Below are 19,447 nucleotides of genomic sequence, written 5' to 3'. Positions count from 1 at the left end.
TGTCTCAGTGCGGTGGCTGGGTCAGGCGGTTCGGAGGAGCTCCGCGACCCGGACCGTGCGCTGTCGGGCCACCATGATGGTCGTGACGGCCAGGCCTGCGATACCCCACAGGACCACCGAGGCGATCGCCAGGCCGACACTTCCCGTGCCGGGTTCGATGAGGCGGCCCAGTCCGACGATCGCGGGACCGACCGGCAGGAACGCCGCAAGGCCTTCGAGCACGCCCGGCACCGTCGACACGACACCCGTCGCGATGACGAGCACCGCGATCAGCAGGCTGATCCCCCGGCCGACGTGTCCGAGCGCCGCCGCGAGCGCCTGGTTGACCGCGACGAAGGCGATCGAGATCAGCGCGCCGACGCCCATGGTCGCCGCCCATCCACCGGCGTCGAGGTCCTCGATCCCGGCCAGGACGACGCCCGCCGCGAGGCCGGTGACCAGTCCGACCGCCGCCGGGACGGCGAACGTCTCGAGCACGAGCCGCAGCGCGCCGCGGGTCGACCCACGGGCGTGCAGCGGGACCGGCGAGAACACGGTCATCAGCGCGAGCGCGCCGAGCCAGAGCGCCAGGACCGCGAACATCGGGCCCGTCGCGCCGGTGTCGAGGTCGGTGACCTCGCCGTCGGTGGCGACAGGGTCGGCCACCACGGAGGCGAGCGACTTGCGCTCGTGCTCCGTGTAGGACGGGATCTCCTCGGTGGCCTGCCCAAGACCCTTCGACAGGTCCGTCGCGCCGCCGGCCAGCTCGCCGACGCCGTCGGCCAGGCCGTCGACACCCGTCGCGAGCTGGCTGGTGCCGGTCTCCAGCTCACCGACGCCGTTGGCAAGCTCCGTCGCACCGGACGCGATGCCACCGGCCCCGCCGGACAACTCGCGTGCGCCGCTGGCCAGTCCGGAGGCACCGGAGGCGAGCTGCGAGGAACCGCCTGCCAGCTCGGTAGCGCCGGACGCAACCTGTGCGGAGCCGGACTCCAGCTGACCGAGGCCATCAGCAAGCTGGCGGCTACCCGTCGACAGTTCCTTGGCACCACCGGCGAGCCCACCGACGCCCGCGGCAACCTGGTTCGCACCCTGCGAGGTCTTGGAGGCTCCGGCAGCGAGACCGTAGAGGCTCTTGTCGCTGCCCTTGTCCGACATCGCCTTCAGTCCGAACTCGACGGTGCCCGCTTCGACAGGGAGGTCCGCGTTGTCACTGAGGGCGCCACACAAATCCGAGACCTGCACCGCGAGCAACGGGTCCGCACAAACCTCTGCTGCCTCCGCCACCAAGGCGACAGCACCCTTTGACACCTTGCCTGCGTGCCCAGCAAGGTTCTGGGCACCATCGGCAGCGCCCTGCGCACCAGCAGCGACCTGGCTGGTACCGTCGGCGACCCCGTCAGCACCGGCGACAAGCTTGGTCGCTCCGCCCGCGAGCTTGTCCGCGCCACCGGCGAGCGCTCGCGCTCCGTCGGCGCTCTGCCCCAGACCGTCCGCCACCTGGTTGGCGCCGTCCGCGAGACCAGAGGCACCGGAAGCCAGTCCCGCCACACCGGCCGAGACCTGGTCCGCGCCCGCAGCCCACTGGTTCGCACCCGTGGCCCACTGCCCCACGCCGCCGGCCAGGCTGTTCACGCCGTCACCGACACCTGCCACACCAGCCGAGGTCTGGTGTGCCCCGTCGGCCAGCTTCTCGGCGCCCTTGCCCGCCTCGTTCGCGCCGTCGGCGAGCTGGTCGGCGCCGTCGGCGGCCTTGCCCAGCTCCTCGGAGAGCGTGGAGAAGCCGACGAGGACGTTGTCCACGTAGGTCTCGGTCAGGGTGCTGCCGAGCACGCCGGTGGCGGTCTGCGCCACGATCTGCGCGAGGGCGTCATCGAGCACACGGCCGTTGGCCGGGGTCGCGACGTCGATGGTGGCCTGGCGTGCCTTCGACGGGTCGTCGCCGCCGAACGACGTCGCCGCGGCGGAGAAGCCCTCGGGGATGGTCACGACTGCGGCGTACGTACCGTCGGCGAGGCCGTCGGCCGCGCCTGCCTCGTCCGTGATCTGCCAGTCGTAGCTCGCGTCCGACGCGGGGACCGCCGCAGCCTCTCCGGCCTTGGCGTCCGCGGTCTCACCGCCGCTCACCAGACCTGCGGCGAGCTGACGGCCGAGCGGAACGGTCTGGCCGTTCACCTTCACCGGCTCGTCGAGGTTCACGATCGCTGCCTTGACGGTGTCCAGCCGGTCCTGCGGGTTCCACAGGGCGGAGATCAGCAGCCCCAGGATCATCAGCGGTAGAAGTGCTACGGCGACTGCGCGCCACGGGTTGCGGAACGGCTCGGGCCGCAGCCATCTCGTTGCGGTGCTCATGCCCGCACCTCCTGCTCTGTCACGTTGGTCGGCTGGTCAGGTTCTGTACTGAGGGAATCGGCACGCCCGCCCGCGCTGACGTCCAGCACCGGGGTGCCGGACGGCGCAAGGTCGGTCGCCGCTGATCCCGTCGAGCCGAGCAGCACCGCGACGCCCGCACGCTGCGCGCCGGCCACCGCCTGCGCCAGCTCGGCCCGCGCCGTCAGGTCGCCCACCGTCTCGGTGGCATCCACGACGAGCACTCGGGGCTTGTCCCGCAGGGCCCGGCGGACCGCCTCGGCGGGGTGCCCGCCCTCGGCGGCCGAGTCGATGACCGCCACGTTGTGCCGCACCGAGGACGCTCGCTCAGGCAGCACCAGCCCGGCGGTCTTGGCCACGCCCCCCGTCACGCGGAGGCGGCCGGACACCGCGAGCAGGAAGGCGCTGACCGGCGCGGTCGCGTCACCGTGGACGAGCAGGGTGCCGCCGTCGGGCACCCGGACGCTCACCGGGCCGACGACCAGACCCGACCGGCCGCGGACCTCGAGGTCTCCGGCGGCCACCGCGTCGGTGGCACCCGGCTCGGGCCAGTCCGCGAGCGACAGCTCGCGGGCCAGGCCCTCACCCTCGACGTCGAACGACGGCAGCACCCGGTCGAGCCACTTCGGCATGTACCAGGCCTTCTCGCCGAGCAGCGCGAGCACCGCCGGGACGAAGATCATGCGCACGACGAACGCGTCCACGGCCACACCGACGGCGAGGCCCAAGGCGATCGGTTTGATGTTCATGTCTCCGTGCGGTACGAACGCCACGAAGACCGCGATCATGATGATCGCCGCTGCGGTGACGACCTTCGCCGAGCTCTGGAAGCCGGTGGTGATCGCGTGCCTGGCGCTGCCGCCGTGCACGTAGTCCTCACGCATGCGGGACACGAGGAAGACCTCGTAGTCCATGGCGAGCCCGAACAGGATGCCCATGAGCACGATCGGCATGAAGCTGATGACCGGCCCGGAGCGGGTCACGTTGAGCGCCTCGGCGAAGACGCCGTGCTCGAACACGAGCGAGACGACACCGAACGCGGCACCCACGGAGAACAGGTAGCCGATGGTCGCCTTGAGCGGCACCGCGATCGAGCGGAACACCATGGTCAGCAGGATCAGCGACAGGCCGACGACGACCAGGGCGAACGGCAGCAGGGCGTTACCGAGCTTGTCCGACACGTCGATGCCGACCGCCGTGAAGCCGGTGACGGAGAGGTCGACACCGTACTCGTCGAGGAAGTGGTCGTGCTGCGCGCGGATCTCGCGCACCAGGTCCTCGGTCGCGGCGGACGTCGGGCCGCCCTCGGGGATCACCTGGATGATGCCGGTGTCCGCGGTCTGGTTCGGCGTCGACAGCGGCACGTCGGCCACACCTGGCAGGTCTTCGATCTCAGCCCCGAGGTCGTCCATCAGCGCTACCGGGTCGGTGCTGGTCACGATGGAGCCCGTGACGATCAGCGGTCCGTTGAAGCCGTCACCGAAGTGCTCGGAGACCAGGTCGTACGTCACGCGCGCCGGGTCCTCCTTGGCCATCACGCCCGCGTCCGGGAGCGCGAGGCGCAGGTCCGTCGCGGGGAAGCTGAGCGCCCCCATGGCGACGATGACCAGCACGACGGTCAGCGCCGGGACCTTGGTCACGAGCCGGACCCAGCCGGCGAAGAAGCGGTTCGGCTTCTGCTCCGGCGCGGTCACGACGTCCGCACGTCGGCGGGTGGCCTCGGGCTCGTCGCCCGCCGCGACAGCGGCAGCCGCCGCCTTGGCGGCAGCCCGCCGGGCCTCACGTGACGGCTTGGGCCGCAGCCGCTCCCCCGCGAACCCGAGCAGTGCCGGCAGCAGCGTGAGCGACACCAGCACGGTGATGCCCACCGTCACGGCTGCCGCGACGCCCATGGTGGTGAGGAACGGGATACCCGCCACACCGAGACCGACCAGCGCGATCATCACGGTGAGGCCCGCGAACACGACCGCGGAGCCCGCGGTTCCCGTCGCCCGGGCGATCGACTCGTCGACCCCGAGCCCCCTGCCGAGCTGTTCTCGGTGGCGGGACACGATGAACAGCGCGTAGTCGATACCGACCGCCAGGCCGAGCATCACGGCCAGGAGCGGCGTGGTCGAGTTGATCGGACCGAGCGCGGTGGCCGCGAACAGCAGCCCCATCGAGATGACAACACCGAGCAGCGCGTTGAGCAGCGGCAGGCCCGCGGCCACGAGCGAGCCGAGGGTCAGCACCAGCACCACGAGCGCGACCAGCAGGCCGATGCCCTCGGTGAGCGTCATCTTGGGGAGCTCCGACGAGAACAGCTGCCCGCCCAGGTGCGCCTCCGCACCGTCGGGCAGGGCCTGCGCGAGCGCGTCGGCCTCTTCGTGCAGCGCGTCCTTGGTCGCGTCGGTGATGGACCCCTGGTCACCGTCGAGCTGGATCGTGAGGAGCGTGGCCTGCTCGTCGTCGGAGATCGACGCCGGCATCTGCTTGTCGTACGGCGAGGTGACCACCTCGACCTGCGAGACGTCCTCGAGCGCCTCGACACCGTCGGTGATGGCCGCGCGCATCGGCTCGTCCTTGATGGACCCGCCCTCTGGCGCGACCACTATCACCTGTGCGGAGGCGCCGCTGACCTGCGGGAACGTCGTGGCCAGGCGGTCGAGCGCCTCCTGCGACTCGGTACCCGGGATGGTCACCGCGTTGTCGAGGCCCTGCTGGAGCAGGCCGGCCGCGCCACCCACGAGGAGGAGCACGACGACCCATCCCGCGACGACGAGCCGACGAGCGCGGACGGCCCAGCGGCCGAGTGAATAGAGAACGGAGGACACGCAGGCTCCAGGGGGAGAGGCGGAACGACGGAGGCGGTTCGATGCACCACTGTATCCGATACATCGGTGCATCCAATACACCGATGTATTGATAGGCTGGTCACTTGACACCCCAAGGAGCTTCTGTGACATCTGAGCGTGTAGGCGACGTCGGCCCCGGGTCGTCCGTCGAGCGTGCGTTCGCGGCGGCCCTGACCCCCCGCCGCGAACGGACCCGTGAGCGCCTGCTCGACGCCGCCTTCACCGTCTTCGCGCAGCACGGCATCCGTGGCGCGTCCATCGAGGCCGTCTGCGAGGCCGCCGGGTTCACCCGTGGCGCCTTCTACTCGAACTTCAGCAGCAAGGAGGAGCTGTTCCTCGCGCTCGCCGAACGAGCGATGCGCAGGCAGCTCGCCTCCCTGGAGTCGATCGGCAAGGAGCTGCAGCCGGACATCATCCGGGGCGGCGTGGTCGACCACGACGCGATCAGTGCCGTGCTCTCGGTGGTGGTCACGGATCCCGGTGACGCCAGGCAGTGGGCGCTGATGCGCGCCGAGCTGGAGCTCCTGGCGATGCGCGACCCCACTGTCGGCCGTCCGTTCCTCGCGCAGGAGGAGATGCTCCGCACGGAGCTCGGCGCCGCGATCGAGCGGATCGTCGAAGACCTCGACCTCCGGTTCACCGTCGACCGGCGGTCGGCGGTCGACATGATCCTCAGCATCTACGAGTCGTCGGCGCGGGCCGCCGTCGTAGCTAACCCCACGCCGGAGGACGGCGATGCCGCACCCGGCACCGCCGTCCTGAGCCAGCTGATCAACCTTCTGATGACGACCGCCGACTGATCTCGTACTCGCCGGTCACCAGTGGGCGTTGGCCGCCAGCTCCAGTGCGATCTCCTGCCACCACTGCCCGGCCGCGGGGCCGCCGTTGCACGCGCCGTCCGACTCGCCCGGCAGCTTGACCCACAGCAGCGCGTCGAGCGACGTCCCGTCGTCGACGAACCGGGGCCGCTCGCCCAGGGCGCGACCGCGCGGGTTGCACCACTCGCCGTTGGAGCCGTTGCCGTTGCGAGAGGTGTCGATCACGTACGGCCGCCCGCCCACCTGCGACGACACCTGTTCGGCGTAGGCCTGGGTGTTCGCCGTCGTCTGGTAGTTCGACGTGTTGAGCGCGAAGCCGACGGCGTCCGTGAAACCGATGAGCTGCAGCCGCCGCGCGGCCTCGCTCGGGCTCAGCCACCCGGAGTGCCCCGCGTCGATGTAGACGCGCGCACCGGCGTCGGCCAGCGATGCGGCCGCGTACCGCAGGTAGCCGACGCGGTCACCCTGGCCGTCGCAGTCGCCGAGCTGAGCCAGCGCGTCCGGTTCGAGGACCACTACCGGGTTGCCCACGATCCCGGACGCCACGGTGTCCACCCACCGCGCGTACTCGCTCTCGGGCACGCCGCCCCCCGAGTGGTTGCCGCAGTCGCGGCCCGGGATCGCGTACACGGTGAGGACGCCGGTCTGCCCGGCGGCTGCCGCGCGGCCTGTGTAGTCCGCGACCTGCTGTCGGGTCTGGTCGGCGCCCGCCCAGTCCCCCACCCAGTACGACTGCGGCGTCAGGGCGATCTTGGCCAGCAGGTCCTTGTTCGTTCCGCTCGCCGCCTGCCACGCGGCGTACGCCTGGGTGGTGGGGTCCACGTAGAGGTCCGTCGCGGCCGGGGATACCCCGAGGCTGGTCACACCGAGGCTGGTCACCCCGGCCGTGGCGCTCTGCGATACCGCGATGGTGCCGGCTGTCATGAGGGCGAGGGCAGCGGCCAGGGCCGCCGTTCGGGTACGACGTCGTACGCGAGACATGGCGCTCTCCGTTCGGTCAGGTTCAGCCCGGCCGTCCGGCCGAGGTGTACCCCTGTGACGCTAGGAAGCACCGGGCTGCCCCGGTAGAACGCGAATCGTTTAGGCGGTGGTCGAGCTTGGCGGGACCGGGGTCTCGACAAGCTCGACCAGCGAAGGCCTGGTCAGGCGAGGGCTTCGTCCACCAGCGTCTTCGCGGCCTCCTGCACCTCGGTGAGGTGCTCGGCGGACACGAACGACTCCGCGTAGATCTTGTACACGTCCTCGGTGCCGCTCGGCCGCGCGGCGAACCAGGCGTCCGCGGTCGTGACCTTGAGCCCGCCGATCTTCGCGCCGTTGCCGGGCGCCTCCGTGAGCTTCGCCGTGATGTCCTGCCCGGCGAGCGTGGTGGAGGTGACGTCCGACGGCGAGAGCGCGCCGAGCCGGGCCTTCTGCTCGCGTGTGGCGGCGGCGTCGACCCGGGCGTACCAGCTCGTCCCGAAGCGCTCGACCTGCGCGGCGTGGTGCGCGGACGGCGACGTGCCGGTGGTGGCGAGGATCTCCGAGGCGAGCAGGGCGAGCAGGATGCCGTCCTTGTCGGTGGACCAGACGCGGCCGTCCTTGCGCAGGAACGACGCGCCGGCCGACTCCTCCCCACCGAACCCGACCTCGCCGGAGAGCAGGCCGGGGACGAACCACTTGAAGCCGACGGGCACCTCCAGGAGCCGGCGGTTGAGGTCTCCGGCCACCCTGTCGATGAGCGCCGACGACACGAGGGTCTTGCCGATCGCCGCATCCGTGGGCCAGCTCGGACGCGCCCCGCCGTAGAGGTACTCGATGGCCACCGCGAGGAAGTGGTTGGGGTTCATGAGGCCGTCGGACGTGACGATGCCGTGGCGGTCCGAGTCGGCGTCGTTCCCGGTGGCGATGTCGAAGGGCACCTGACCGCCGACGCCGGTCCCGCTCATCTTCTCCACCAGCGACGCCATCGCGTAGGGCGAGCTGCAGTCCATCCGGATCTTGCCGTCCCAGTCGAGCGTCATGAACGCCCACCGGGGGTCGACCTGCGGGTTCACGACCGTCAGGTCGAGGTCGTACCGCTCGGCGATCGCGCCCCAGTACTCGACCGAGGCCCCGCCCAGCGGGTCGGCGCCGATGCGCACCCCGGACGTGCGGATCGCCTCGAGGTCCAGCACGTTCGCGAGGTCGTCGACGTACGAGGACAGGAAGTCGTGGCGGTGCGTCGCGTCGGAGGCCAGCGCGGCTTCCAGCGAGACCCGCTTCACCTGCCCGACGCCGGTGCGCAGGATCTCGTTGGCCCGGTCCGCTATCCACCCGGTCGCGTCGGAGCCGGCCGGCCCGCCGTGCGGCGGGTTGTACTTGAACCCGCCGTCCCGGGGCGGGTTGTGCGACGGCGTCACCACTATCCCGTCCGCGAGGCCGGCACCGGGGGCCGCCAGGCCCGGCGTCCCCTCGGCGAACCGCGTCTGGTTGTGCAGCAGGATCGACTGGCTGACGGCGGGGGTCGGCGTCCAGGAGTCACGAGCATCGACCATGACGTCGACGTCGGCGGCCGCGAGCACCTCCAGCGCCGTCTGCCAGGCCGGCTGGGACAGCGCGTGCGTGTCGCGGCCGATGAACAGGGGCCCGTCGGTGCCCTGGCCACGTCGGTACTCCACGATCGCGGCAGTGATCGCCACGATGTGCGCCTCGTTGAAGGCGTGGTCCAGGCTCGACCCGCGGTGGCCCGAGGTGCCGAACGCCACCTGCTGCCCAGGGTCGTCCGGGTCCGGCGAGAGGTCGTAGTAGGCGCCGACCACCTGGTCGACGTCGATGAGGTCGCTGGGCTGGGCGGGAGTTCCGGCGCGCGCATCCATGCAGCCGATACTGCCAGGTACCGGGCAGGTCCGTCGCCGCCGGAGCGCCGATGGCGCCGTCGTAGGCTGGAGCCATGTTCCAGCCGATGCTGCCCGAGGTCCCCTCGGTCCACCCCACCGAGCTCGACCCGACCTCTCCCGTGCCCGACGGGTCCGTGCTCCTGGACGTCCGCGAGCAGGACGAGTGGGACGCCGGCCATGCCCCCGGCGCCGTGCACATCCCGCTGGGCGACCTGCCCGCGCGGTACGGCGAGCTGGACGCCGACTCGCAGGTCCTGGTCATGTGCCACTCCGGCGGACGCTCCGCGCGTGCCACGCAGTGGCTCAACGAAGCGCTAGGCCTCGAGGCGACCAACCTCGACGGTGGCATCGTCGCGTGGCAGGGCGTCGGGCTACCTGTCGAGCGCTGAGGCTCGGCTCGCCGGGAGCCCGGGACGGGGCCTACCCGGTGAGGACGACGCCTATCGGGTGCCGCGTGGCCGGCTCGGCTCGGTCTCGTTCCAGACCCGGTCCAGCGCGGTGACGACGTAGGTGTAGTCGGCACCGGGTGCGGCCGACGTGTCGAGCCACGACTGGACCCGCCCACCGACCGAGCGGAACGTCCCGACGAGGTGCGCCGGGTCGTCGATGTCGACAGAGCGGACGGATCCGGTCACGCGGTACACCGCGAACGACGTAGCCCTGGCGGATCTGGTGGCGATGTCCGCCAGATGGATCCGGACGCCGTCGCGCACCCTGCGCACGTTCGTGAGCACCGGGGCGACGACGGCCTCCGCCGGCAGGTGCGGCATCGGTGGTACGAGAGCCGGGCGCTGGTAGTGGTCCGCGACGACCTTCGACATCCCGCCCTGTGCGTCGAGCGGCACGTGCTTGGCCGAGTAGTAGACGTTGCCGTGGATCGGCCCGACGTCCCGGCTGACCTCTCGGCACAGGTCGATGTGGTTCGTCATCTCGGCGGGGTCCGTGAAGACCCCGCTCGCCATCTTGTACAGGCCCTCGCCGATGTAGAGCTGCGTGCCGGACTGCGCGGCGACCTCCGCCCACCACGGGACGAGAGCCGCGTAGTCGGCGACCGAGAGCCCGATCTGCCAGTAGATCTGCGGGTTGACGTAGTCGAGCCAGCCCTCGAGGACCCACTTGCGGGTGTCGGCGAACTGGTCGTCGTACGACTGGGAGCCCCCGGTGTCCGAACCCAGCGGGTCGGTGCCGGTGTTCCGCCAGATGCCGAACGGGCTGATCCCGAACTTCACCCAGGGCTTGGCCTCCTTGATCCGGCCGCTCATCGTCTCGACGAACCGGTCGACGTTCGCCCGCCGCCAGTCCTCGATGGAGTCGTAGTCCCCGCCGTACTGCTCGTAAGTCCCGGCGTCGGGCAGCGTCTGCCCTGCCACCGGGTACGGGTAGAAGTAGTCGTCGAAGTGCACGCCGTCGATGTCATACCTCTCGACCGCATGCAGGATCGCGCGCTGAATATGCTCCGCCGCCTCGGGAACGCCCGGGTCGAAGTAGAGCTTGCCGCCGTACGCCCACACCCAGTCCGGGTGCTGCCGCGCCGGGTGGTCCGCGACCAGCTGCGCCGGGTCGGTCTGCATCGACACGCGGTACGGGTTGAACCAGGCGTGCAGCTCGATGTTGCGCTTGTGCGCCTCCTCGACCATGAACGCGAGCGGGTCGTAGCCCGGGTCCTGGCCCTGCGTACCGGTCAGGTACTGGGACCACGGCTCGTACGGGCTGTCGTAGAACGCGTCGGCCGTGGGCCGCACCTGCACGAACACGGCGTTCAGCCGGTTCTCCTCCGCGACGTCGAGCCAGTGCAGGAACTCGGCCTTCTGGCTCTCAGCGGAGAGCCCGCTCGTCGAGGGCCAGTCGATGTTGGCCACCGAGGCGATCCACATGGCCCGCAGCTCGCGCTTGAGGCTCAGGGCCGACGACGGCTCCGGCGTGGCGTTGCCCGTCAGGGCGGGAGCACCGAGCGCCGTGGCCGGGTCGAGCGCCGCGATGGTGACGCTGATCGCGGCTGCTGCCGTCCCCGCCGCCGCCATCGTGAGGAACTCACGGCGACCGATCCCCGACATCACCCCCGACAGCTTTGCCGGCGGAAGCGACGTGGTGCGCGCATAGGCGGGCATCGGTGTCGCCTCGCGGCGGACGGGGTGCCTCACGTACTTGACCTCCGGTAATGGCTGCTGGGGGTTGGTGCCGTGGTGCGTCGTGTTGTGTTGTCTCGTCGTCCTGCTAAGTTGGCCGGCGCCGATCCGGGAAACACTGAGGTGACGAACAATGCCACCGGGCGGCGCCGTGAGGAAACTCTCGCACATGTCGCGTCGGATGTGAAGTTTGCAGCGTGAATGAGATTGTGAAACTTACTTTCACTCACTCTGGACGTACCCGCGTGCCTCAGTCCGTCACGGGCTGCAGCAGCAGGTCGTCGTACTCGGGGGCGTGCTTCTTCACGTAGGAGCGGATGTAGGGGCACAGCGCGACGACCTTCCCGCCCGCCTCGCGCACCATGCCGAGCGAGGCCTTCGCGAGCTGCCCGGCGAAGCCGCGGCCCTCGTACTCCTCGAACACCTCGGTATGCACGAAGACGACGGCACCGCTGTCGATCTCGTAGGCGGCGAAGCCGGCCAGAACTCCGTCCACGCTCACCTCGAAACGGGACTTCTCGGGGTTGTCAGCAACTGTCACCAGCGGTTCATCGGTCATGGGGCAATCGTGTGCCATCGGGACCACCGCTTGCCACCCGTTCGTCGCTCGGCGGAAACCGGCCGCCCACCAGAAACAGCCGGACCAGTGTCAGTGGTCGATGGGACACTCGATCCGTGCCACAGACCGCTGCCTCACCCCGCTCCAATCCCTACGCAGCAGTGCTCCGCACGCCCGGAACGCTCCGGTTCTCCGCGGCCGGAGCGCTCGCTCGCCTGCCGATGTCGATGGTCGGGATCGGCGCCGTCCTGATGGTGCAGGGTCTGTACGACAGCTACGCCATGGCGGGCCGGGTCGCGGCGGTCCTGGGGCTGGCGCAGGCGTTCCTCGCCCCGCAGCTCGCGCGCTGGGTCGACCGGCGCGGTCAGCGGACGGTCCTGCTGCCCGCGCTCGGCGTGTCGGTGATCGGCCTGGGCGGCCTCATCACGGCCGCCGTGCTCGGCGCGCCCGAGTGGGTGCTGTGGTCGTTCGCCGCGCTCGCCGGCGGCAGCCAGGGTTCGTACGGCTCGATGGTCCGGGCGCGCTGGAACCATGCGCTCGACGACCCGCGCCGTCTGCACACCGCGTACTCGCTGGAGTCCTCGATCGACGAGCTGGTCTACATAGTGGGCCCGGTGCTCGCCACGACGCTCGCGACGGCGGTCGCGGCGCCGTCGGCCCTGGTGCTCGCCGGGGTGGCGGCACTGGTGGGCGGCCTGCTGTTCCTGGTCCAGCGCGCGACCGAGCCACCGGTCGTGGTGCCCGATGCCGAGGCCCGGCACCGCCCGGTCGTCCTGATCCCCGGCATGCCCGTGATGGTGCTGATCTTCGTGGCCATGGGCGTCATCTTCGGCTCCGTGGAGGTCACCACCGTGGCGTTCGCCGAGGAGCTGGGCAGCAAGGGCCTGTCCGGGGTCGTGCTGGCGGTCTTCGCCCTTGGTTCGCTGGTCGCCGGGCTCGCCTACGGCGCCCGGCACTTCACCAGCTCAGCGGCACGCCGGTTCGTGATCGGCATGGCCGCGCTCGGCCTGGGCGTGTCCCTGGTCCTCCTCGCGCACTCGCTGTGGACGCTGGCCGCCGCGATGTTCGTGGCCGGCCTCGCCATCGCGCCGACCATCATCACCGGCAACGGGCTGGTGCAGGACATGGTCGGTAGGCACCAGCTCACCGAAGCCCTGACCTGGGTGGGCACCTCGATCGGCATCGGCACCTCGCTGGGCGCTTCGATCGCCGGAGCGCGCGTGGACGACGCGGGGGCGGCCGCGGGCTTCCTCGTCACCGTCGGCGCCGGCTGGTTCGCGACGCTCCTGGCCCTCGCCGCGAGCCGGACTCTCCGGCGGCAGTCGGCAGCGAGATAACGAGGGACGACGAGCGGCGGTACTTCACCCCGTTCGGCGCCCGGTCGCGAGGGTCCCCCTGATACGTTGCATCCGACTTTTCCAGATCTTCACGAACGGACCCGGGATGCTCGTCTTCATCATCATCGGTCTTCTCGGGCTCGCGCTGGCGGTCGCCTCGCTCGTGCTCGGCGACTTCATCGACCTGGTCGACGGCGCCCTCTCGGGCACCTCGCTGGGTGCCGGCGGGATGCTGTTCGGCGCCACCGGCATGGTCGTGCTGTCGTCCGGGCTCGAGCCCTGGGTGGCCTACCCGGCCGGGCTCGTGGTCGGCCTCCTGGTGATCGTCCTCGTCAACGTGCTGCTCAAGCGCCTCAAGGCCGGCGACGACGGCACCCCCGTCTCCCTCGTTGGCGCGCAGGGCTCCGTCACGTCCGGCGTCGACCGCGGCCACGGCGAGGTCTCCCTCGACGCCGCCACCGAGCTCGAGACCCGGCTCGCGTTCTCGGACGAGCCCATCGAGCAGGGCACGCGGATCGTCGTCGTCGAGCAGCACGGTGCGCGCGTCAAGGTCGAGCCGGTGCGCTGAGCCGCACCCCGCATCCGCCGTCCGCCGTCTTAACCCCGCACAACCACATATCCGGCCGGGACCGCCCGCGGGCCCGGCCGACGCACCCCTGGAGCAACATGGAAATGACCGGTCAGCTGGTGGGCATCATCGGCGTAGTGGTAGGTGTGCTCGCGATCTTCCTCGTGCTCGCGTTCATCGCGAGCCGTATCCGGCGCGTGCCGCCGAACGAGGCGTTGATCATCGTGGGCCGCGGCGCGGGGAAGTCCGAGGCGCAGATGGCGAGCCAGCGCGTCGTCGTCGGCGGGCGGGCGTTCGTGTGGCCGGTGCTGCAGCAGGGTTTCGCGATCTCCCTGGAGCAGCGCCAGATCGGCATCACCGTCGAGGGTGTCGACAAGAACCGCATCAAGATCGCCATCAAGGCGTCGATCAACTTCAAGGTGCGCGGTGACGAGGAGGGCGTCCGGCGCGCGGCCCAGCGCTTCCTGTCCCAGCAGCACCTCCTGACCGAGATCATCAAGGAGTCGCTCGAGGGCTCCCTGCGGTCGATCGTCGGCGACATGACGATCGAGCAGATCATCTCGGACCGCAAGGGCCTGTCGGACCGCGTGGTGCAGTCCACCAAGACCGATCTCTCCGAGCAGGGTCTCCAGGTCGACCTGCTGAACATCTCCGACATCTCGACTCCGGGATCGGACTACCTGGCGAACCTCGGTCGGGCCGAGGCCGCCAACGCCCGTCAGCTCGCCGAGGTGTCCGAGGCGGAGGCCAACCGCGCCGCGGAGTTCGCCGCGATCGAGGCGGCCGAGCAGATCGCCGTCCGTAAGAAGGCCCTCGACCTCAAGAAGGCCACCATCAAGGCCGAGACGGACCGGGCCAACGCGGAGGCCGACGCCGCCGGCCAGCTCGCCCGCGCCGAGCAGGACCGGCTCGTGGCCCAGCAGGAGCGCGAGGCCATGGCCGAGAAGGCCCGCGTGGAGCAGGAGCGGCTCGACATCGAGGTCCGCAAGCCCGCCGAGGCCCAGGCCTACGCGGAGGTCCAGGGCGCCAACGCTCGCCGTGACGCCAACAACGCGGCCACTGAGGCCGAGGCGTTCAAGCGCACCACCATCGCCGAGGCGAACAAGACGGCAGCGCTGCAGGACGCCGAGGCGTCCGCCGAGTCGGTGCGCCGCGCCGGTGAGGCCGAGCGTGACAAGCAGGTCGCACTGGCCGCCGGTGTCGAGGCCGAGGGCCGGGCGCGCGCCATCGCCATCGAGGCACAGGGTCTCGCCGAGGCCACCGCCATCGACGCCAAGGCCGAGGCGCTGCGCAAGTACGGTGAGGCCGCGCTGGTGCAGGAGCTCATCGAGCGTCTGCCCGACATCGTCCGCGCCGCCGCCGAGCCGATCTCGTCGATCCAGGGCATGACCGTCATCTCCACGGATGGTGCCTCCGCGATCACGAAGAACGTCGCGTCGGTGCTCGGTGAGGGCCAGGGTGTCATCAAGCAGCTGACGGGTGTGGACATCCACCAGCTCATCTCGAACCTGGCGGCGGCCCCCGCCAACGGCACCCCCGCCGAGAAGAGCTGACCCACCGAACTACCGCGCTGAGTGCTGGGTATTTGTGGTATCGAAGCGTTCGATCCCACAAATATCCAGCACTCAGCGCGTGTGGTGGGTCAGGGTTCTGGGTGGCGGGCGTCGTAGCGCCAGAAGCGTGGGGTCAGGCGGACGATCAGCCAGAGGAGCGCCAGGCACGTCAGGCCGCCTGCGACGGCCGCCCAGCCCTCGCCGAACCACGTCGCCTCGGCGCCGAGGACCATCTCGCCGAGGCGCGGTCCGCCGGCCACAACCACGATGAACACACCCTGCAGCCGCCCGCGCATGTGGTCGGGCGTCGCGGTCTGCAGGATGCTCTGCCGGAACACCGACGAGACGCTGTCGGACCCGCCGGCGAGCGCCAGCGCGACCCCTGCCGCGACGACCGCCCAGACGATCGGCCCGTCCGGTGAGCCCCGCCCCACGAGCACGAGGACCAGCCCGAAGGCGGCGATCGACACGGCCCACGCGGTGATGGCCCAGATGATCACCTGCCCCTGCTTGCGGATGCGTGTCAGCCCGCCGGAGAACACACCCGCAAGGATGCCGCCGGCGGCGAAGGCCGCGGCGAGCAGGCCGGTGGTCGTCTCGCCACCGCCGAGGTAGATCACGCCGGCAGCAGGCCACAGGACCCGCGGGAACGAGAGGACCATCGCACAGATGTCGACGAGGAAGGTCGTGCGCACGTTGGGCTGGGTCGCGAGGTAGCGCAGGCCGTCGAGCACCGAGCGCAGCCCGACGACGCCCGTCCGCCCCCTGCCGCTCAGCGTGCCGGCGGGCTCCGTGCCCTCGGGCGGCACGGGCGGCAGCCGGAACACGGCCCACAGCGCCGCGAGGAACAGCACCATGTCGAGCGTGTACGCCCAGGCGTAGCCGAGCTGGGAGACCAGCAGCGCGCCGATCAGCGGCCCGCCGGTCAGGGCGACGTTCCAGGAGAGGGTCATCAGCGCGTTGGCCGCCGGCATGAGCTCCTTGGGGAGCAGCCGCGGGATGATGGCCGACCGCGCCGGGTTGTTGATGGCGAAGGCCGCGCTCTGCACCGCGACCAGCCCGTACAGCAGGTGCACCGACTCCATCTCGAACCACGCCTGCGCGGCGATGCCTGCGACGACCACCCACAGCACCAGCGACGACAGGAGTGAGACCTTGCGCCGGTCGTAGTGGTCCACGAGTGCTCCGCCGTACAGACCGAGCACCACGAGCGGCACGAGCGAGAACAGGCCCAGCAGGCCGACGGCGAGCGTCGATCCGGTCAGGGCGTAGATCTGCAGGCCCACCGCGACGATGGTCACCTGCGTGCCGATGTTCGAGACCGAGAGCCCGAACCAGAGCCGCCGGTAGTCGGCCGACACCTTCAACGGTGTGGTGTCGGCGAGCAGGTGGCGCATGGTGCTCCGATCCTAAGCCTCGCCTGGACGGCGCCGTGCAGACGACGTCGGGCAGACGACAGAGCGGGCGCTCAAGACACCCCCCGATGTCCTGAGCTCCCGCTCTGTACTGTCCTGGTCCGCGGGCCGGGGCGCCCCCCAGCGGCGCCCCGACCCTACGAACCTGCCGACCCGGGTGTTGATCGGCCCTCGGTCATGAGTCACCGTGATGGCTCATGAACGCTGACCGCGCCCGGATCGTTGTCAACCGGCGAAGCGTGGTCTAGCCACGCCTCATCGGCGACGCGTTCGGAGCGCCGCGATCCCCAGCCCCAGAAGGAGCGAGATCAGCGAGAGCTGCCCCGTGATCATGTGGCCCGGCTCAGGAAGGGTGTCGTCAGGCACCATGACTGGTGCCGCCTCCACCTCCGCCTCGGGCTCAGTGGTGATGTCCAGGTCCTCGCCCAGGCCCCCGGAGAGGTAGGTTCCCTCGTAGGTCGTCGGGGCAGGGCCGGACTCGTCGCCCCAGCCGATGTCGACACCGTCGCCGGAGTGGTCCCGGCCCGTGTCCGACTCGGCGGAGTCGTCGTCCTCGTCCGCGCCGGACGTCGAGCTGGCACCGACGTTGGTGCCGTACTCGCCCCCGAGCGTGACGCTGCCGGTCATCTGGCCGTTTCCGGCTGCCGGTGTGTGGACGTCGGGACCGTCGGTCCCGGACCATCCGGTGCTGGGACGCTCGGTGCGCGGACCACCCTCGTCGCCACCGCCGCTACCCGGTCGACCCGTACCGGAGCCGCCCGTACCGGGGCGGTCGGTTCCCGGCTGTTCGGTTCCAGGCTGTTCGGTTCCCGGCTCTTCCGTACCCGGCTCTTCCGTACCCGGCTCCTCGGTCCCAGGCTCCTCCGTACCGGGCTCCTCAGTTCCCGGCTCTTCCGTACCGGGCTCCTCAGTTCCAGGCTCCTCCGTACCGGGCTCCTCAGTTCCAGGCTCCTCCGTACCGGGCTCCTCAGTTCCAGGCTCCTCGGTCCCAGGCTCGTCAACGCCACCCGTCAGCAAGTCGTCGACCAGGCCGTCCTCGCCCAGCGTCCCGTCGACAACTCCGGCGACGTCGGCCTCCATGAGCGATCCGACGATGCCCTCGCGGCCGACGAGGTCGCCCACCAGGCCCTTGTCATCAGTGGCGGCAGCGGTCTCCGCTACATCGGCTCCCGTACTTGCCGGGGCGCTCTCGACCGCGTCGAGGTCGCCGCGCGCGGCGGACTCTTCCTCTACCGGGTCGACAACTCCCTGAGTGACTGGATCCAACAGACCTTCCTCGGCGGCGTGCGCGGAGGAAGCGCCGACGACCATGAGGCCGCCCGCAACAAGTGCCGTGTAGAGCACGCGTCGGAAGTTTTTGTCCATGGGTCTCTCCTAGCCTGGCGTGGAGCCGACGGCAGATGCACCGTCGGGCTATGCCGCACGTGAAGGCGCGGCCCAGCCAGGTCAGGCAGGAGAGACAGGGATATCCGTGTAGCTGCTCGAAAGCTTCGCGCGCGCCTCGTCGGTCGCGACGCGCCAGGAGCGGGCCCGGAAGACCAGCAGGGCGGAGAGCACCGCGAGGAGCTCGCCACCCGGCACCTTGAGCTGGGGTGCACCGCCGCCGAGGAGGCCTGCGGCACTCGCGGCCACCGCGTTGCCGACGCCGCCGGCACCGAACGGGAGCTCCACGCCGAGAAGGCCGGGGCCGCCCGAGCGGACGACGTCCTCCGTCACGGCGCTCAGCGCCACGGCCGATGCGGCGGCGCCCACGGGGGCGCTCACCTGCATCAGGTCGAGCATCGCGTGCCGGACCCCCGCGGAGGTCCAGACCACGACTGCGACGTCACCGGGAGCCTGCAGCGACCCCGGGTACGTCGACTCGGTGCCCTCGGCCTGCTCCGCCGGGACCACCGTGCTTGGACCGTCCGGCCGCGAGGGCTGGACGACGGGAGACTCCGGCACCAGGACACCGGGCACCGGAACGATCGGCTCGACGATCGGAGCCAGCGGCTCGACGATCGGAGTCAGGGGTTCGAGGATCGGAGCCACCGGCTCGACGATCGGAGCGACTACCTCGACGACCGGCGTCAGGACCGGGTCGAGAAGATCAGTGACGGGGGCGGTGACGGGCTCGAGCGCCCCCACGATCGGAGTGGTCACGCCGCCCACGACGTCGGTCACCGGGGAGACCAGGTCGACGACGGGCGTCAGCAGGCCGCCGGTGACGGGAGCGAGCGACTCGGTCACCGGCTTGACGACCTCGCCGACCTGCTCGGTGACCGGCTTGAGGACCGGGTCGAGGATCGGGTCGGAGACCTGCTCGACGATCTCGGTCACCTGCGCGACCGGCTGCTTGGTGACCTGCGTGACCGCATCGCCCACCGGCTTCGTCACCGCGTCGCGGACGGGCTCGGTCAGCGGCTCCAGCACGCCACCGGTGACCTTCTCGACCGTGCCCTGGACGGTCCCGGTGACCGGCTCGGCCACCGTCTCCGCAGGTTCGGGCGCCGGCGCCGGGGCAGCGGGCTGTGTCTCGACGGCGGGCGCCTCGTGCGGCGCGGGCTCGGCTGCCGGGTCGGGCGCGGGCGCCGTCGGTTCCGGCGCGGGCGGCTCCGTCGCCGCCGAAGAGCTGTCCGCCGTGGCCTGGCCGTCCGAGGTCCTGGTCAGGCCGAGCAGGTCGGTGGTCCGCGTGACGGTCTGCGTCGTCGCCTCGACCGTGTCGCTGAGGACGCCGTCGAGCGCGCCGCGTTCAGCGGCGCTCGACGGGGCCGCGAGAGTGACGCCGAGCGCGAGGCCCGCGGCACCGAGGGCCATGGTTCCGACGGCGCGCGCGACAGCACGACGGAGGTGATCCCCCGTGCTGGTCAGCGCGTCCTTCGACATCGGTCTCCCGGCTCTCCGGCCCTTGGCGGGCCGCTGTCAGAGATGCATACACATTCAATCTGGTGGGGGTTCCAGATATCGGCAACTGCAGACCTGCGGTTTGCGGATCGCGAGTTTTGTGCTTAGGAACTGCGACATGTCAGGAGAGGCGCGCCATCTCGCCCTTCC

The 19,447-nt window shown here is 70.8% G+C and carries 14 protein-coding genes; 5 read left to right on the top strand and 9 right to left on the bottom strand.

Translation table 11 applies throughout. From position 1 onward, the window contains the following. Positions 1–21: 21 nt before the first annotated feature. Together ACNYC2_RS29030 and ACNYC2_RS29025 are read right to left on the bottom strand one after the other, a co-directional pair. Positions 22–2,331 carry a YhgE/Pip domain-containing protein gene (locus ACNYC2_RS29030; RefSeq protein ID WP_419705052.1) on the bottom strand — a complete coding sequence of 770 codons (2,310 nt, stop codon included), beginning with the start codon at positions 2,329–2,331 and terminating at the stop codon, positions 22–24. Then, on the bottom strand, positions 2,328–5,162 hold the full coding sequence (locus ACNYC2_RS29025) for an MMPL family transporter (protein ID WP_419705051.1): 2,835 nt from the start codon (positions 5,160–5,162) through the stop codon (positions 2,328–2,330). Before ACNYC2_RS29025 ends, ACNYC2_RS29030 begins: the two co-directional genes overlap by 4 nt. A gap of 125 nt (positions 5,163–5,287) precedes the next feature. Here ACNYC2_RS29025 and ACNYC2_RS29020 point away from each other — a divergent pair, with 125 nt between their 5' ends. Beyond that, the gene (locus ACNYC2_RS29020; protein ID WP_419705050.1) at positions 5,288–5,983 is read left to right on the top strand and encodes a TetR/AcrR family transcriptional regulator; all 696 of its coding nucleotides are present in this window, start codon (positions 5,288–5,290) and stop codon (positions 5,981–5,983) included. A gap of 15 nt (positions 5,984–5,998) precedes the next feature. Here ACNYC2_RS29020 and ACNYC2_RS29015 read toward each other — a convergent pair whose 3' ends face one another. Together ACNYC2_RS29015 and pgm are read right to left on the bottom strand one after the other, a co-directional pair. Continuing rightward, positions 5,999–6,982 (bottom strand): glycoside hydrolase family 6 protein, encoded by a 984-nt coding sequence (locus ACNYC2_RS29015; RefSeq protein WP_419705049.1) that lies wholly within the window; start codon positions 6,980–6,982, stop codon positions 5,999–6,001. Between the two features lie 161 nt (positions 6,983–7,143). Continuing rightward, positions 7,144–8,835, bottom strand: a complete 1,692-nt coding sequence (gene pgm / locus ACNYC2_RS29010) for a phosphoglucomutase (alpha-D-glucose-1,6-bisphosphate-dependent) (RefSeq protein ID WP_419705048.1) — start codon at positions 8,833–8,835, stop codon at positions 7,144–7,146. Positions 8,836–8,909: 74 nt separating this feature from the next. Here pgm and ACNYC2_RS29005 point away from each other — a divergent pair, with 74 nt between their 5' ends. Continuing rightward, on the top strand, positions 8,910–9,245 hold the full coding sequence (locus ACNYC2_RS29005; protein WP_419705047.1) for a rhodanese-like domain-containing protein: 336 nt from the start codon (positions 8,910–8,912) through the stop codon (positions 9,243–9,245). Positions 9,246–9,296: 51 nt separating this feature from the next. Here the strand turns inward: ACNYC2_RS29005 and ACNYC2_RS29000 are convergent, their stop codons facing one another. Further along, on the bottom strand, positions 9,297–10,997 hold the full coding sequence (locus tag ACNYC2_RS29000) for a glycoside hydrolase family 10 protein (RefSeq protein ID WP_419705046.1): 1,701 nt from the start codon (positions 10,995–10,997) through the stop codon (positions 9,297–9,299). Positions 10,998–11,232: 235 nt separating this feature from the next. Then, entirely contained in the window at positions 11,233–11,541 is a 309-nt protein-coding gene (locus ACNYC2_RS28995) for a GNAT family N-acetyltransferase (RefSeq protein ID WP_419705045.1), read from the bottom strand. A gap of 116 nt (positions 11,542–11,657) precedes the next feature. Here ACNYC2_RS28995 and ACNYC2_RS28990 point away from each other — a divergent pair, with 116 nt between their 5' ends. The 3 genes from ACNYC2_RS28990 (at position 11,658) to ACNYC2_RS28980 (ending at position 14,999) form a co-directional block, all read left to right on the top strand. Continuing rightward, positions 11,658–12,878, top strand: a complete 1,221-nt coding sequence (locus ACNYC2_RS28990; RefSeq protein ID WP_419705044.1) for an MFS transporter — start codon at positions 11,658–11,660, stop codon at positions 12,876–12,878. A 106-nt stretch (positions 12,879–12,984) separates the two neighbouring features. Further along, on the top strand, positions 12,985–13,446 hold the full coding sequence (locus ACNYC2_RS28985; protein WP_419705043.1) for an NfeD family protein: 462 nt from the start codon (positions 12,985–12,987) through the stop codon (positions 13,444–13,446). A gap of 98 nt (positions 13,447–13,544) precedes the next feature. Continuing rightward, a complete protein-coding gene (locus tag ACNYC2_RS28980) occupies positions 13,545–14,999 on the top strand; it encodes a flotillin family protein (protein ID WP_419705042.1) in 1,455 nt (484 codons plus the stop codon). A gap of 89 nt (positions 15,000–15,088) precedes the next feature. Here ACNYC2_RS28980 and ACNYC2_RS28975 read toward each other — a convergent pair whose 3' ends face one another. From ACNYC2_RS28975 to ACNYC2_RS28965, 3 genes are all read right to left on the bottom strand, one after another. Further along, entirely contained in the window at positions 15,089–16,396 is a 1,308-nt protein-coding gene (locus ACNYC2_RS28975; RefSeq protein WP_419705041.1) for an MFS transporter, read from the bottom strand. A 273-nt stretch (positions 16,397–16,669) separates the two neighbouring features. Further along, complete coding sequence (locus ACNYC2_RS28970; protein ID WP_419705040.1) at positions 16,670–17,779, bottom strand: hypothetical protein; 1,110 nt, start codon at positions 17,777–17,779, stop codon at positions 16,670–16,672. A gap of 81 nt (positions 17,780–17,860) precedes the next feature. Continuing rightward, positions 17,861–19,279 carry a hypothetical protein gene (locus ACNYC2_RS28965; RefSeq protein ID WP_419705039.1) on the bottom strand — a complete coding sequence of 473 codons (1,419 nt, stop codon included), beginning with the start codon at positions 19,277–19,279 and terminating at the stop codon, positions 17,861–17,863. Positions 19,280–19,447 lie beyond the last annotated feature (168 nt).

It is taken from the genome of Promicromonospora sp. NFX87, from assembly GCF_048564965.1.
In the GTDB taxonomy this organism is placed as follows: Bacteria; Actinomycetota; Actinomycetes; order Actinomycetales; family Cellulomonadaceae; genus Promicromonospora.
This window is presented reverse-complemented; position numbering and strand designations above follow the sequence as displayed.